Annotated in this window: 14 protein-coding genes; 10 read left to right on the top strand and 4 right to left on the bottom strand. The window is 55.3% G+C overall.

Annotated features, from left to right (window positions below; genetic code table 11):
* Nucleotides 1-205: 205 nt before the first annotated feature.
* Nucleotides 206-1,141, top strand: coding sequence for a PIG-L deacetylase family protein (locus VN12_RS09115; protein ID WP_205855237.1), 936 nt, complete (start codon nucleotides 206-208; stop codon nucleotides 1,139-1,141).
* A 184-nt stretch (nucleotides 1,142-1,325) separates the two neighbouring features.
* Here VN12_RS09115 and VN12_RS09110 read toward each other — a convergent pair whose 3' ends face one another.
* On the bottom strand, nucleotides 1,326-2,561 hold the full coding sequence (locus VN12_RS09110) for an N-acetylmuramoyl-L-alanine amidase (protein ID WP_146676527.1): 1,236 nt from the start codon (nucleotides 2,559-2,561) through the stop codon (nucleotides 1,326-1,328).
* Nucleotides 2,562-2,691: 130 nt separating this feature from the next.
* On the opposite strand from VN12_RS09110, the gene VN12_RS09105 reads away from it, so the two are divergent.
* The 6 genes from VN12_RS09105 (at nucleotide 2,692) to VN12_RS09080 (ending at nucleotide 8,810) form a co-directional block, all read left to right on the top strand.
* Nucleotides 2,692-3,051, top strand: coding sequence for an STAS domain-containing protein (locus VN12_RS09105; protein ID WP_146676526.1), 360 nt, complete (start codon nucleotides 2,692-2,694; stop codon nucleotides 3,049-3,051).
* A gap of 43 nt (nucleotides 3,052-3,094) precedes the next feature.
* Entirely contained in the window at nucleotides 3,095-3,538 is a 444-nt protein-coding gene (locus VN12_RS09100) for an ATP-binding protein (RefSeq protein ID WP_146676525.1), read from the top strand.
* Between the two features lie 67 nt (nucleotides 3,539-3,605).
* Complete coding sequence (locus VN12_RS09095) at nucleotides 3,606-5,597, top strand: sulfatase-like hydrolase/transferase (RefSeq protein WP_146676524.1); 1,992 nt, start codon at nucleotides 3,606-3,608, stop codon at nucleotides 5,595-5,597.
* A gap of 126 nt (nucleotides 5,598-5,723) precedes the next feature.
* Nucleotides 5,724-6,617, top strand: coding sequence for a dienelactone hydrolase family protein (locus tag VN12_RS09090; protein ID WP_146676523.1), 894 nt, complete (start codon nucleotides 5,724-5,726; stop codon nucleotides 6,615-6,617).
* Nucleotides 6,618-6,673: 56 nt separating this feature from the next.
* Complete coding sequence (locus VN12_RS09085) at nucleotides 6,674-8,035, top strand: Trx7/PDZ domain-containing (seleno)protein (protein ID WP_146676522.1); 1,362 nt, start codon at nucleotides 6,674-6,676, stop codon at nucleotides 8,033-8,035.
* 7 nt (nucleotides 8,036-8,042) lie between these two features.
* Entirely contained in the window at nucleotides 8,043-8,810 is a 768-nt protein-coding gene (locus VN12_RS09080; RefSeq protein WP_146676521.1) for an SDR family NAD(P)-dependent oxidoreductase, read from the top strand.
* A gap of 68 nt (nucleotides 8,811-8,878) precedes the next feature.
* Here VN12_RS09080 and VN12_RS09075 read toward each other — a convergent pair whose 3' ends face one another.
* On the bottom strand, nucleotides 8,879-9,268 hold the full coding sequence (locus tag VN12_RS09075; protein WP_146676520.1) for a hypothetical protein: 390 nt from the start codon (nucleotides 9,266-9,268) through the stop codon (nucleotides 8,879-8,881).
* A gap of 120 nt (nucleotides 9,269-9,388) precedes the next feature.
* Here VN12_RS09075 and ruvX point away from each other — a divergent pair, with 120 nt between their 5' ends.
* Together ruvX and VN12_RS09065 are read left to right on the top strand one after the other, a co-directional pair.
* On the top strand, nucleotides 9,389-9,877 hold the full coding sequence (gene ruvX / locus VN12_RS09070) for a Holliday junction resolvase RuvX (protein WP_240491373.1): 489 nt from the start codon (nucleotides 9,389-9,391) through the stop codon (nucleotides 9,875-9,877).
* Nucleotides 9,877-10,647 (top strand): class I SAM-dependent methyltransferase, encoded by a 771-nt coding sequence (locus VN12_RS09065; RefSeq protein ID WP_146676519.1) that lies wholly within the window; start codon nucleotides 9,877-9,879, stop codon nucleotides 10,645-10,647. Before ruvX ends, VN12_RS09065 begins: the two co-directional genes overlap by 1 nt.
* A 161-nt stretch (nucleotides 10,648-10,808) precedes the next feature.
* On the opposite strand, the gene VN12_RS09055 is transcribed toward VN12_RS09065, so the two are convergent.
* Nucleotides 10,809-11,858: a GDSL-type esterase/lipase family protein gene (locus VN12_RS09055; protein WP_146676518.1), complete on the bottom strand. Its 1,050-nt coding sequence runs from the start codon at nucleotides 11,856-11,858 to the stop codon at nucleotides 10,809-10,811.
* Nucleotides 11,819-12,529, bottom strand: coding sequence for a hypothetical protein (locus VN12_RS09050; RefSeq protein WP_146676517.1), 711 nt, complete (start codon nucleotides 12,527-12,529; stop codon nucleotides 11,819-11,821). Before VN12_RS09050 ends, VN12_RS09055 begins: the two co-directional genes overlap by 40 nt.
* 193 nt (nucleotides 12,530-12,722) lie before the next feature.
* Here VN12_RS09050 and lpdA point away from each other — a divergent pair, with 193 nt between their 5' ends.
* On the top strand, nucleotides 12,723-14,123 hold the full coding sequence (gene lpdA, locus VN12_RS09045) for a dihydrolipoyl dehydrogenase (RefSeq protein WP_146676516.1): 1,401 nt from the start codon (nucleotides 12,723-12,725) through the stop codon (nucleotides 14,121-14,123).
* Nucleotides 14,124-14,160: the final 37 nt, after the last annotated feature.

Genomic DNA, 14,160 nt, shown 5'->3' with positions numbered 1-14,160 from the left:
TTGCACCCGCATACAGGTCGCAACGAAGAACTGCGGGGATGGCGTGTTCTCAGTTTAGCGATTCGAAACTCCTCTTGTGCGAAAGAATCTCGATGCGAAAGAATCTTGCGCCGATCGGTTACACTTTAGAAACGTTCCTTCGGGTTGACCTTGCCTGCCAGGGCAGCCCCGGATCTCCCACCTAGCCTCCCCAGGATTCTTCATCATGCGAATATTCCCGATTTCGGTCGGCGTCTGGATGCCACTTTTGATTTCGATTCTCTGTTCCTGCTCGGACGCGATTGCGCAAGAGAGCACGACCGAAAAGCTGCGCATCATCTGTTTTGGAGCGCATCCGGATGATGCCGAATACAAGAGTGGAGGTACCGCGGCGCTGTGGGCTCAGCAGGGGCACGCGGTGAAGCTCGTGTCGGTTACCAATGGAGACATCGGCCACTGGGAAATGTCGGGAGGGGCTCTAGCGCAGCGCCGAACCGCGGAGTCGACGGAAGTAGCGCGGAGGCTCGGAGTGACCTACGAGGTTCTCGACATCCATGACGGAGAGCTTCTTCCCACCCTGGAGAATCGAAAGCTGATCACCAAATTGATTCGAGAGTGGAATGCGGATGTCGTGATCTCCCATAGGCCTTGGGATTACCATCCGGATCACCGCTATGTTGGAGTTCTCGTTCAAGACGCCGCGTATATGGTGGCAGTTCCCTTCTTTTGTCCCGACGTCAAACCGTTGCAGAAGAATCCGGTCTTTCTTTACAGCAGCGACCGATTCAAGAAGCCTTATCCTTTCCGAGGGGACATCGCGGTTGCCGTCGACGAAGTCTTCGAAAAGAAAGTGGATGCTTTGCTAGCGCTAGAATCGCAAACATTTGAAGGGGGCGCTCTGGGCTCGGCCGAGCAGATGGCCAAGGCCCCGCCGGCGAACCAACCAGAAGCCCGGCGAGCTTGGCTTCGCGAACGCTGGGAACGCCGCCAGACCTCGGAAGCAGACGACTTCCGCATGACCCTCGAAAAATGGTACGGGCCTGACAAAGCCAAATCGATTCGTCATGCGGAAGTATTCGAGATTTGCGAATACGGTCACCAGCCTAGCGATGAGGAGATTCGCAAGCTGTTCCCATTTTTTGGTGGCATGACCAGCAAATAGCGAACGTCGACGGTATTGACCGTTGGCGAGAGGTAGGCTCAACGCAAATCAGGGCCGGGTGCTCAAGTTTTGCCCCGGTTTTATTTGAGTTTGAAACTCTCGCCAAGGCGCAAAGACGCAAGGAATTCCAGTTAGAGCTTTGCGACTTAGCGCCGTTGCGTGCACTTGATTTCCAACCTTAGAACTACTTGCTGCCCGGATTCACTCTAGCAGCTTCAATTTGAGCTTTCTGAGTGCGAACACCTTCGAGCAAATACTCCCAGTCCAATGCCGGGCCAGGATCGGTCTTGTTGGACTGGACGTGGTAGTGACCCAGGATGCCGGAGAACGAGGCCCACTGTTCGTCGCTGAGCGTTCGGTCGATGATGTTACCCTCTGGGGTGCGTGGAGCATCGGGTTTGAGTTTCGGAAAGATGTCACTCAACGCGGCCGAAAGTTTGATCAAGGCCGCGTACTGCTCCGGTGTGTAATCGTATTGCACATAGTCTCGACCATGGATCGAGCCCTTGACTGGCTCTGGTTTTCGAGGCCGAAGTGTTTTGTCTAGGAGCGCCTCGCGACCCTTGATACTCTCGGGGAAGGTGAGTCGTACTTGGCCCGATTCGTCGGTTCGATACCACTTGGCAAAGGGGTTGTCGCGGGAGTCGGGCCTGTAAGCACCGATGTTGGCGATTTCGATACCGATACTCCGATCGTTTGCTTTTGTCGAATGCCACGCTCTCTCTTTGAGGTCAAGGGTTTGGTAGATCGTGCCATCGACATCGAGCATGAAGTGAACGCTCAGGCCCCGTTTGTCGTGCAGAATGTAGAAGCACTGGGCACTCGTCCCGCATACGTCGAAGTGCAACACGAATTGGTCGACTTTTTCTTGCAAAGTGCTCAGATCCCAACCGCCACCCCGGATCTCCGCGAGTTGCTCGGGGGTATACTCTGTCGCCGATGCTCGCTCGAACCGAAGACCATATCGATCCGGATGCAACTCCTGGGGCTTGGTTACAAAATCGACCTTCCCCTCTTTCATGTCAGCAACCGTTTTCTCCCAGCTTCGCTGATCGAAGGGGGAAAAGCGGCGCGTGGTTCGGTAGGCGTCATAACCCCCTTGGTCCATCCAGAGTTTGACAGGTGTTCCAATGCGGTAAAGTTGTCCACAGACAACGATTTCATCACCGTGCCGCGTTTGAAACCCAAGATCGGGATCGGCCGCAGCAAGAGAACCGGAAATGAGTGAGCCAGGAAAGAGTGAGACAAGGCCGACCCATGCGATGCTGACTGCAGCCGAGGTTTTCACCCGAGCCAGGAATCGATCGAAAAGGGGAGGGCAACAGAAAAATGGTGGCGCTACGTTTCGCATCGCGAGCATGGGGATACTTTCTTGGGACAGGAGGGGCCAGTGGTGGATGTGGAGAGGATTAAGCATCATAGAGGGATTCTGCCGGAATTCACCATGAAAAAGAATCGGCTCGGGCTGGAGATTGATTGATGCCCCCGTCGCGTTGGTTTAATCTAAGCATTCGAAATTCCATTTCCGAAATGATTTAGCAGGACAGACCATGGCAACCTACCGCCGCATATCCGTGACCGAAGAAGACGGCGTCAGTATCGTTCGTTTCGTTGACAAGAAAATCGTGGACTCCGGGAGCATCGAGCAATTGGGTGAAGAGCTCAATGCCTTGGTGACCGTTGAAAAGCGACCGAACATTTTGCTCAACTTTGATGGGGTCGATTTCTTGTCCAGCGCTGCTTTGAACAAGCTCATATCGCTCAACACCAAAGTGAAGGGGATCGCGGGACGTTTGAAACTCTCCAACCTCCGCGCGGAGATCAAAGAGGTTTTCAAGATTACGAAGTTGGACCGATTGTTCGATTTGCGGGCAACGCAAGACGATGCAATGGCGGCCTTCAAGCTCTAAGGTACGAGCAGGCGTCACGACCTTTCGATAGGACGGAGGCATTATGCCATCGATTGACGAAACTTGGTTTCTGGACAAATGGATTCCCAGCGATCTCGGGATCGCCCACGAAATCATCGAAGAACTGATGCAAGCCATGGAGAAGGCTGGCTGGCCAGGTGGGGACATGTTCCATGTCCAAATGGCACTAGAGGAGGCCATCGTCAACGCAATCGAACACGGCAATCAACGCATCGTCGATAAGAAGGTACGGGTGGAATTCGAAGTCTCGGTCGGCCAGGCACGGATGCGAATCACGGATGAAGGAGAAGGATTCGACCACCGCAACTTAGCGGATCCCACTTCCGAAGAAAGGCTCGATAAGCCCCGCGGACGAGGTGTTCTGTTAATGCGAGAGCTCATGTCCCACTCCGAGTACAACGATCCTGGGAACCAAGTCACTTTGATTAAAAACCGTTCGAGCGATACGCAATCCGAAGACGAATAGGACACTTCCCAGCGAGAATGTCGTATATTGAGGATCCTTGATTCATTCCTCACCAAGGATCCTTCCAATGTCGCTCCCGCCAGTTCTGCGTCTTGTGGCCCGACTGACTGTTTCGTTCGGCTTGCTCGCGCTGCTGCTTACCAGCCCATACTGTCTTCAAACCGCATCGGCCGCATCGAACGCGGATGGCGATTCGCCTACGGTCCCTAATATTGTTTTGATTGTCGCGGATGATTTGGGCTGGGGCGATGTGGGATGGCATCAAAGCGAGATTCCTACACCCAACCTCGATCGTTTAGCGAAAAGCGGTGTAATTCTCGAGAATTTTTACGTTCAACCCGTCTGTTCACCCACCCGTGCTGCACTGATGACGGGTCGGTATCCCATGAGGCATGGCTTGCAAGTCGGCGTGGTGAGACCGTGGGCACAACACGGACTACCCCTCGAAGAGCAAACCATCGCGCAGGGACTTCAGTCCGCTGGTTACCAAACGGCGATCGTTGGCAAATGGCATCTCGGGCACTTTCAACCCGAGTACTTGCCTACCCGCCGCGGATTCCATCACCAGTATGGCCACTACAATGGCGCCATCGACTACAACACCCACGAACGCGACGGTGGATTCGATTGGCATCGAGACGACGCGGTCGATCGCGAGGAAGGGTATAGTACCGAATTGATCGCCAAGGAGTCAGTTCGGATCGTCGAGGCGTACGCGGGCAAAAAGCCCTATTTTCTTTATGTGCCGTTCAACGCGGTTCATACACCCTTGCAAGTCCCCGCGAAGTACTTGGAACCGTTTGATCATCTCCAGGGGAACAGAAGGCAATATGCGGGGATGCTCCATGCGATGGATCAAGCCATCGGCAAGATCGCCGAAGCGGTGGAACGTACCGGAGCGAAAGAGAACACCCTCATCCTGTTCAGCAGTGACAACGGTGGTCCCTCTCCTGGCAAAGTCACCAGCAATGGACCGTTGCGAGCCGGCAAGGGGACGGTTTACGACGGAGGTGTGCGAGTCGCCGCCTTCGCAACTTGGCCAGGAACACTCCCGGCTGGCGCGGTCTGCAATGAACCGATGCACGCGGTGGATCTCTATCCCACTTTGCTGCGGTTGGCGAAAGCCAGCGTTACCCAACGCCTCCCCCTTGATGGACGAGACATATGGGGAGCGATTTCGAAAAACGAAAGCCTGGGAAACCGCGAAATCTTGATCAATGCGGCACCCACCTCCGGAGCAATTCGTGTCGGAGACTGGAAGTTAGTGGTCAATGGCGGTAAAGCAAACGCGGGCTTTGACGGCGAAGAATCTCCTTCGTCCGATTCGAATCCGAACTCGAAGAAGGACGACCCGGATCGACTGGAACTCTTTCGCTTGAACACCGATCCATCGGAGAAAGAAAACCTAGCCAGCGCTGAGGGGAAAAAGGCCTCGGAGCTCTACGGACGATGGAAGGCTTACCGCGATCAAGCCGTTGCACCGAAGACGAAACCCAAACCTGCCTCCTTTCAGTCCCCCGCAATTTGGGGGGACTTTCCAGCACCCCAGGGGGTTCAAGTCGGAGCGCGAGCGCCTCGAATTCAGGCGATGGACGACGCGGGCAAGCCTTGGGATAGCAGCCGGTTGCTTGGCAAAAAAGACTTGGTCGTCTATTTCTATCCCGGCGATCTAACGGGCGGGTGTACGAAGCAAGCTTGCAGCTACCGCGATCGCATGAAGGATTTCCAATCCGAAGGGATCGAAGTCGTTGGTGTTAGCGGTGACTCGGTTTCGAACCATCAAGCATTCAAAGAGGCCCATAGTCTCAATTTCACGTTGCTCGCCGACACCGACGGAGCCATCGCCAAGGCCTTCGGTGTCCCGTTCACCAAGGAAGAAAAAAAGGTGAATACGAAGGTTGGAGACAAGTCCTATTCCATTGTTCGAGAGGTGACGAGCAAGCGGTGGACGTTTGTCATCGATCGCGAGGGCAAGGTGATTTATAAGAACGAAGCGGTTGTGGCTACCGATGACAGCCAGGCCGTTCTGGAGGTCCTTCGAAAACGGTCGAAACCTTAAAAATCGGTCGGCGGTTTAAGCAGCATTCACTCGCACCGAGACGCACGACTCTCACGTGTCCGAGCGAAGGCGAATGTCCCGCCCAAGAATGTCTTTACTTCCCCATTTTCCCCGACGAGGATTCTCATGAACCGCAAGAACGCTTCCGATTTCGATCAGCGTGCGTTGGATCTTTATGATGATTATGCGCACGGACGATTAACTCGCCGCGACTTCTCGCAGCGCATCGCAGCGATTGCGACCGCCGGGGTAACTGCAGAAGCGATCATCGAAGGCCTTACGCCGAATTATGCTTGGGCGCAGCAAGTCGCTCCGGATGATGCGAGAATCAAGACGGAGACGTTCGAGTACGATTCCCCGAAAGGGGGAGGAAAGATCAAAGGGCTATTGGCACGCCCCAAAAAGGAGGGGACCAAGTTCCCTGCGGTTCTCGTCATTCACGAGAATCGTGGCCTCAATCCTTATATCGCCGACGTCGCGCGCCGGTTGGCAACGGATGGTTTCCTGGCTCTCGCTCCCGACGCGCTGAGCCCTTTAGGCGGTTACCCGGGAACCGATGACGAAGGACGTAAGATGCAGGCTTCACGCAAGCCGGCGGAGATGCTGGAGGATTTCATCGCCGCCGCGCAGACCCTCCAATCCCATCCGCTTTCTACAGGTAAAGTTGGTGCGGTCGGATTTTGCTACGGTGGCGGCGTCGTCAATCAACTGGCTGTCCGCATTCCAGATGTGATTCAGGCAGGGGTACCTTTTTACGGAAGCCAGCCCAGCCTGGAGGATGTACCCAAGATCAAAGCGGCGCTGTTGATTCACTATGCGGAGCTAGATCAACGTATCAACGCCGGGTGGCCTGCTTTTGAGAAAGCGCTCCAGGAGAATAAAGTAAAGCACCAGGCCTTCGTTTACCCTGGTGTGAACCATGGGTTCCACAACGACTCCACTCCGCGTTACGATGAGGCCGCCGCGAAACTCGCTTGGGAACGAACCGTCGCCTTCTTCAAGGAACATCTCGGTTCGTAACCGCCTGTGCCCTCCATCTTCCCTCCCATATCCCACCTTGACCCGGAGTTCCTTCCATGCGTATGGCGTTTGTCAGTTTTGTCCTAGCCTCGTTTCTGGTTCCCTCCACTGCGTTGTCGCAAACGCGGGAAGAGAAGGTCCGCAACGATCGGCTTCGAGTGTCGAAATCAGGACTTTGGCATTACAACGACATGGCGGCAGGGTTCGCTGAGTCCCAGCGAACCAGCAAACCGCTCATGGTGGTGTTTCGATGCATTCCCTGCGTGGAATGCGTCAAACTGGATGATGATTTGATGGAACAAAATAGTGAGATCCTCGAGGGGCTCAAGCGCTTTGTGCGTGTCAGACAAATTTCCAATAATGGCGTGGATTTAAAACGCATCCAATTCGATTTTGATCAGTCCTTTACCGTCCTGTTTTTCCATCCCGATGGAACCTTGATGGGCCGATACGGAACTCGATCCCACCACTCCGAATGGAAAGACGATGTGTCCATCGAAGGGCTTGCAGAGGCCATGAAGCAAGTCCTCAGCTGGTATGAGAATTACGATTCCGTCCGCCCGTTGCTAGCCGGAAAGCAGTCGTCGGAACTGCCGCTCTCCACGCTTATTCCCAATGCGGGCAACCAAGTGGAGACTATCGAAGAGCCTCAGCAGTTTCCCACTCTGACGAAGTATCCAGCGAAACTGAATCTCGATGATCAGCCCGTCAAGAATTGCATCCATTGCCATCAGATCGGAGACGCACAAAAGGCGTTTGCGTTGACGCTGAATCTCCCGGAGGGACTTCCTGAAAAGCTATTGTTCCCCTATCCGCATCCGAAGTCGATCGGGCTGATCATGGATGTCGATGCGTGCTCGACCATCAAGTCGGTGACCGCAGACTCGTTCGCGGATCGCTCGGGATTGAAGGCAGGAGACCGTATCGTGGAATTCGGAGGCGAAGCTCCCCTGAGCATTGCCGATTTGCAATGGGTGCTTCATAAACGCTCCAATCGACCGGAGGTGATCCCGGTTGTCGTGGAGCGGGGTGGAACTCGAGCGACTCTGCAATTGCAGCTCGCGGACGACTGGAAGTCGAACGATGATATTGCGTGGCGCGTTTCGACGTGGGAGTTGCGTCGCATCGCCCTCGGCGGAATGGTCCTCAAAGACTTGACCGATTCGGAACGTAAAGATGCACCGGAAGGTGCGTTGTTTCGAGTCGGGCATGTCGGTCAATATGCTCCGCATAATCGCGCGCAAGTCGCTGGAGTAAAGAAGGACGACTGGATTGTCGCCATCGAAGGACGAACGGATTTTACACGCGAAACCGACGTCATCCGTCATTTGCTAACCGCTCGAGAGAAGGATAGCCCAATCTCGATCGAAGTATGGCGAAACGGAAAGCGTTTGAAGCTTCAAGTTGCGAGAAAATAGAACAAGCATGCGTTTTAAGGATCGAGTCGTCATTGTCACAGGTGGAGCGAAGGGGATCGGACGCGGGTGCATCGAGGTGTTCCTCCGGGAGGGGGCATTCGCTGCGGCTTGGGATCGCGATGCCAACGCATTGGCGAAACTCGTCGAGGACTTGTCTCCCACCTATTCCGATCGCCTTCAAATCTTGCAGGTTGATGTCGCGGTGCCGCAACAAGTTCTCGATGCCATGGAGCAAGTTGTCTCACGCTTCGGTGCATTGCATTGTTTGGTAAATAATGCGGGTGTTCATCCGCCCGACACTCCGATCGAGGCGATGCCTCCGGAGGAAGCGATGCGGGTAATGCAAATCAACTTTGCCAGCACGTATGCTTGCTCGTACCATGCCCTTCGGCATCTGCGTGCCACGCGAGGTACGATCGTCAACATCTCCTCCATGACCGCAGTTTTGGGGCAGAGGAATTCGACGGCTTACGCGGCCAGCAAAGGGGCTCAAGTCTCCTTCACCAAATCATTGGCGTTGGAAACCGCCGAGGATGGCGTTCGCGTCAATGCGATACTCCCCAGCAATGTCGATACACCCTTGATGCGGGATTGGGCGGCGACGTTGCCGGATCCTAAAGCGGCACTCGATCGGATTGCGAGGTTGCAACCATTGGGGCGCATGGCATCGCCGGACGAGATCGGAAAGGTCTGCCTATTTTTAGCGACCGAAGATAGCAGTTTCTTAACGGGCCAGGCCATTGAAGCGGACGGGGGGGCGGCGCTCGATTATTGATCGCAACATTGAATGCCCTCCGTGGAAACGGAAGGATCCGAGCGAACGGCGATCCCCATCATGGGGCATTAAGGCTGAGCGATGACGATCGAATCCGTTTCAGGAAAGACGACACCGCGTCTCTCGGCCAACAATCGCAAAGCGATTTCGAAGTAGGGGTAGGGGATGCGGGGGTTGCGTTTGCGAGCCCAAACAAAGACGACGTTCACCATGGACCGTGGGATATCTCCCGCCTCAACCCGAGCGATAACGTGGTCGATGAAAGCTTGTTGCCCCGTTTGTGTCGTGCGAAGCCCAAACACCAATTGGTCTCGTAGTTCAACGGTGTGGAGGGACATCATCCTTTCCGCCTCGTTAAAATCGAGTGAGTCCTGTGCTGTGGCAGGTTTGTTCCCGAGACACAAGGCGAGTCCAGCTGCCCCGAAGAAGCGAACGGCCAACTTTGTATTTCGATGCATGGAGATCTCCTTGGAAGGATTGGGAAATCGGCTTGTAACCTTTCTCGACGCGCGGGACCATATCCCGAACCCCTCGGCGGCCACAAGAGAAGATAGGCAACCCTCTTAAGGATAGGTAAGTTGGAGAACACCACGAATACGGTGGATGGCTGGCCCGATTCAGGCAGATTGGCAGGTGTCGATTACGGAACCGTGCGGATAGGCGTGGCTTTGTGCGATCCCAGCCGCACCTGGACCAATCCATTGGAGACCTACACCCGCAAAGGTCCTGAGCAAGATCGCCAGTATTTTTTGCGAATCACCAAAGAAAATCAGATTGGCGGCTGGGTCCTGGGACTTCCCATCCACTGCGATGGACGGGAAAGCGTGAAGTCGAAAGAGGTCCGAGAGTTTGCCAAGTGGCTTCGCGACGAAACCGATCGGCCGGTCCGCTTCATTGACGAACGGTATACCACTGCGTTGGCCAACCGCATGCTCCGCGATTTGGAGCTGACCCATAAGCAGCGTAAGAAGCAGCTCGACAAGATTGCGGCGCATATCATTTTGGAGTCCTATCTCGACTCCACCAAACAGCCTCATTTCGAACCTTTACCCCTCGAGGATGTCTGATGACTTTCCGGTTTTCAATCGTTCGGTTCCTCGCATTGGCTCTTCTGGTCCTTTTGGGGTTCGATCTTCGTGCCTTCGCTCAGACAGGCTTGGCGGAGAAACCTGCAACCGGTGAGAAAACGGCGATCAGCAGACCGCCGAAAGGTTTGACAACCTACATGGGGCGACGGATCGCATTGCCGATGAGCTACCATGGCATCCCGTGGCTCAATCGCCCAGAACGAGTCGATGAAGAAAAACCGAGCGAAATGCTCGAGCAGCTCCAACTGCGCGACGGGATGGTGGTGTGCGATATGGGCTCGGGGGATGGGTACTACACCTTTCAAATGGCGACCCAGGTAGCTCCTTCGGGACGCGTCTTGGCCGTCGACATTCAACCGGAGATGCTGCAAGCGCTCTCGCGAAAGATGGAAGATCGGAAGGTGCGCAATATCGACACCATCCTCGGTGAGCTTTGGGACCCGAAGTTAGAGCCCGAGTCAATCGATCTTGTACTCATGGTCGATGTGTACCATGAGTTTTCCCACCCCGTCCATATGCTGGCTGCTATCCGCAAAGCTCTGAAACCGGAGGGTGTGATTGCCTTGGTCGAGTTTCGGGCCGAAGATCCGACGGTGCCGATCAAGCCCGAGCATAAGATGACAAAGGCCCAGGCGATCAAGGAATTCAAGGCGAACGGATTCAAACCCGTCCGCCAATACGATCGCTTGCCCCAGCAACATTTGTTGTTTATGGGGAAGGATAGCGACTGGAAGGACGACGCCCGATAAGAGCGCCTGCGAGACGCAATCCAAGGAGTCCCGATACGAACTGGCCCGATACGAACTGGCCCGATACGAACTGGCCCGATACGAACTGGCCCGATACGAACTGGCCCGATACGAACTGGCCCGAGGACTAACGAAGCCAGGAAGTTATCCGGTCGGGGGGCTTACCGCGGTGACAGCGCTTGGCGAATGCGATCTTCGAGCGATGCAATCTCCGGGGTAATTTGTTCCAGTTCGGCAGCATTGTTTCCTTGCTCATGCTTTCGGAACAGGAAGAGATAGGTCTCGTTTTGTGGACGATGGTAATGAAAAAACCACTCGTTCTTTTGACGGATCAAGTCGCGATAGTTAGCGAGGGTCGCTGCGTTTGGCGTTTCCTCGAATTGACGTCGCCACGAGTCGGGGATCGTCAATCCCAACTGCTGAGCCATCTCGATTCCAGCCAGTCGATAGCCATCGGGAGTCCAGTAGATTCCATCGCTGGTTAGTTTTTTGTCCGCATGGAATTTCTCCAAGTCGATGACGGGGAGTTTGAGTTCGGCAGCGATGCGTCGCGTCGCCGTGTTGTAGGTGTGCAGTTGTCCGTTCCAATACTTCGCGTTCGGCACTGCCGATTCCTCGAACAGTCGAGGGAGGACTAGAGCAACGCGCAATTTGCGATCCGCCAATTGCTGGAGCAGCTTTCGGTATCCATTTTCGAAGGCCTCGAGCCCGGCTGCCCCTTCGCGGCACTCGTTCTCCCCGTAGCAGACGATCGCAGCCGTTGCTTTGGCTTTATCCAGATCTCCCAGCAGGCGTTTGAAGCCATCTTCCCGGCCCCCAAAAACCCCGCGAGCGTCACCAAAAACCGTGTCTCCGCTCCAGCCGATATTTCGGAACTTCAAGCTCGGATCGGCAGCGGTGAGGACCAGATCGATCCAATTGGATTGCTGCATCCGCTCTGTGAACCCTGAGCCTATCCAAGCCACGGTGTCGTTGGCCTGCAAAAAACTCGTCGCGGCGACCGCGTCCTGAGCAGGTGTTGCTGGCTGGCTGTTCGCTGCAGCAGCAAGAATGGGCTTCGCAAACGCGTTACCGGAACCCGACAGAAGGATCTGCGAGCCAGCCAAGGTGGAGGCGAACAACAAGCCTGCCGCGCCCGCGAAACGGGAAGCAGGGCGAAGGTGGGAATGCGTCATGATGCTTTCGGTGAGGGGAGGGGCGATTCGAGCCATGAGCGAATCGAACTCCAAGTATCCCAAGGGAGCGAGAACCAATCAACCAGAAAGTTGCCCACACCGGAAAATCCTCCGATCGCAAAGGCAAAGATGACCCCTGCGACCACGAGATTCACTGCGGGGAGAAACATCCAACAAAACAGATTCCCCAATCGTCTCAATTCGCTGGTTCCTGTTCTCCAGTGGTGAACCAAGTAAACCCAGTGAAGTCCTAGTCCAAAACCCAGCATGGCCGAGCGCAGCGAGGCAAACAAGATCACAGAGGGTATCCAGACCAATAGCGTAGAGAGTGGAAAGGCATAGGGGGCTGCCAACAGAACCCAGTTTCCTTTTCCGAGCCACCGAACTCGGGACAAGTCCGGGGTGTTGGTTTTGCGCCGAATCGCAACCACCGGGTGAAACAAAAGGGTCGCCACGACAACTTGCGTGGCGTCATGCAGAAGCCGAAAGAGAGTGCGGACGACGCGCGACGATGCGAACGAGGTACGAGAAGCGAACAGAATCAGCCCGAGACCGGCGAGAAACATGACCAAATAAACGGGCGATGCCAGGGACGCGTACAGCCAGCGCCCCATGGAAACCAATGTGATGGGAACCGTGAGCGTCGCGAGGGTGGCAACCGGCCATTTGGTCCATTCGATCCACCGATCGATTTGTTTGGAAATCATAGGTTGCTCAGTTTACCGGTTTTGCACCCGTTGAAACCCTCCTCCCCCCATTCCACCCCATGCACGAGTTCCCACCAAGCGTTTCCCATTCGGGGATTCAGCCCGTTGGACCTTGGAATTTAGAGCTCAACGGATAAGCTTTGTGACGGTTCCAAGGTTCCGGCTGGCCCAATTCTAAAAAAACGAAAGCACCATGAAGACTATTGAACACGATGTGGTTGTGCTCGGGGGTGGCCCCGGTGGTTACGTCGCCGCCATTCGAGCAGCGCAACTGGGTATGAATGCCGCTTGCATCGACGAGAACAACAAGTTCGGTGGAACCTGTCTCCGCATCGGATGTATCCCGAGCAAAGCCCTTCTCGAATCCAGTCACATCTATCACGACACGAAGGCAGGATTGGGGAATCATGGAGTCGTGGTCGGCCAGGTCCAATTGGATTTGGCTGCGATGATGAAACGCAAAGACCAAGTTGTTCAAACGTTAACCGGCGGGATCGACCTCCTTTTCAAAAAGAACAAGGTCACCGGTTACAACGGTCTCGGGCAACTGCACGACCCCAATACGGTCGTCGTTCGGCTCCTCACCGGCGAAACGGTCATGATCAAAGCCAAGCATATTATCCTGGCGACCGGTTCCCGCCCCGCTTCCATGCGAGGAGTCGAAGAGGATGGAAACTTGATCGGGAACAGTACCGCCGCCCTGTCTTATCCTGCCGTACCCGAGAATTTCGTCGTTATTGGCGGGGGCTACATCGGGTTGGAGCTCGGCTCGGTCTGGAACCGTTTGGGTAGCAAGGTCATCGTGCTCGAAGCCATGGACCGCATCTTGCCCGGAATGGACAACGAATTGAGCCAAATGGCCCAGCGTATCTTCACTCGCCAAGGAATCGAGTTCCGGCTTAACTCGTGGGTCGAGAGCGCGAAGGTAGAAAATGGCAAGTGTGTGGTTCGCTGCAAGGGAGCGGAACCCATCGTCTGCGACCGCGTTCTGCTCGCTGCAGGTCGGGTCCCCAACTCTCACAACATCGGCCTCGAAACGGTCGGAATAGAAACCGACAAACGAGGGTTTGTCCCGGTCGATTTGTCTACCTATCGCACGGCTGTCCCCAGCATCTACGCCGTCGGGGATTTGATTGGAGGAGCCATGCTCGCGCACAAAGCCATGGAAGAAGCGGTTGTGTGCGTCGAACGGATCGCCGGTATTCACGCTCACTTCAACTACGATTGCATCCCCGCCATCGTTTACACTCATCCTGAGATCGCGACGGTTGGAAAGACGGAAGAGCAGCTCAAGCAAGCGGGGGTCGAGTATCGCAAGGGAGTAGGTCCCTACGGTGCGAACGGCCGAGCTAGGACCCTTGGGGATATCGAAGGCCGAGTCAAGATTCTGGCGGATGCGAAAACAGATCGCGTCCTGGGTGTCCATATCATCGGTGCGCGGGCTGGCGATCTGATCGCAGAAGCATCGATTGCGATGGAGTACGGTGCTAGCAGCGAAGACATCGCCCGCAGCTGCCACGCCCACCCGACGTTGGCAGAAGTCGTCCACGAAGCGGCGCTCGCTGTCGATGGACGTGCGATCCACTCTGCGTGATTCCTTTCCGATCCGACTGATTTCCACAGACGACAGA

It is taken from the genome of Pirellula sp. SH-Sr6A (genome assembly GCF_001610875.1).
GTDB lineage: Bacteria > Planctomycetota > Planctomycetia > Pirellulales > Pirellulaceae > JBKCUI01.
Note: the sequence above shows the minus strand (reverse complement) of the source record. Positions and strands in the feature narration are given on the sequence as shown.

Excerpts from the sequence above, each read along its gene's own strand:
- VN12_RS09110 (WP_146676527.1), bottom strand. The coding sequence starts at position 2,561 with ATGATGCTTAATCCTCTCCACATCCACCACTGGCCCCTCCTGTCCCAA.
- VN12_RS09055 (WP_146676518.1), bottom strand. The coding sequence starts at position 11,858 with ATGGCTCGAATCGCCCCTCCCCTCACCGAAAGCATCATGACGCATTCC.
- VN12_RS09090 (WP_146676523.1), top strand. The coding sequence starts at position 5,724 with ATGAACCGCAAGAACGCTTCCGATTTCGATCAGCGTGCGTTGGATCTT.
- VN12_RS09085 (WP_146676522.1), top strand. The coding sequence starts at position 6,674 with ATGCGTATGGCGTTTGTCAGTTTTGTCCTAGCCTCGTTTCTGGTTCCC.
- lpdA (WP_146676516.1), top strand. The coding sequence starts at position 12,723 with ATGAAGACTATTGAACACGATGTGGTTGTGCTCGGGGGTGGCCCCGGT.
- VN12_RS09115 (WP_205855237.1), top strand. The coding sequence starts at position 206 with ATGCGAATATTCCCGATTTCGGTCGGCGTCTGGATGCCACTTTTGATT.
- VN12_RS09075 (WP_146676520.1), bottom strand. The coding sequence starts at position 9,268 with ATGCATCGAAATACAAAGTTGGCCGTTCGCTTCTTCGGGGCAGCTGGA.
- VN12_RS09080 (WP_146676521.1), top strand. The coding sequence starts at position 8,043 with ATGCGTTTTAAGGATCGAGTCGTCATTGTCACAGGTGGAGCGAAGGGG.
- VN12_RS09065 (WP_146676519.1), top strand. The coding sequence starts at position 9,877 with ATGACTTTCCGGTTTTCAATCGTTCGGTTCCTCGCATTGGCTCTTCTG.
- VN12_RS09095 (WP_146676524.1), top strand. The coding sequence starts at position 3,606 with ATGTCGCTCCCGCCAGTTCTGCGTCTTGTGGCCCGACTGACTGTTTCG.
- VN12_RS09050 (WP_146676517.1), bottom strand. The coding sequence starts at position 12,529 with ATGATTTCCAAACAAATCGATCGGTGGATCGAATGGACCAAATGGCCG.
- VN12_RS09105 (WP_146676526.1), top strand. The coding sequence starts at position 2,692 with ATGGCAACCTACCGCCGCATATCCGTGACCGAAGAAGACGGCGTCAGT.
- VN12_RS09100 (WP_146676525.1), top strand. The coding sequence starts at position 3,095 with ATGCCATCGATTGACGAAACTTGGTTTCTGGACAAATGGATTCCCAGC.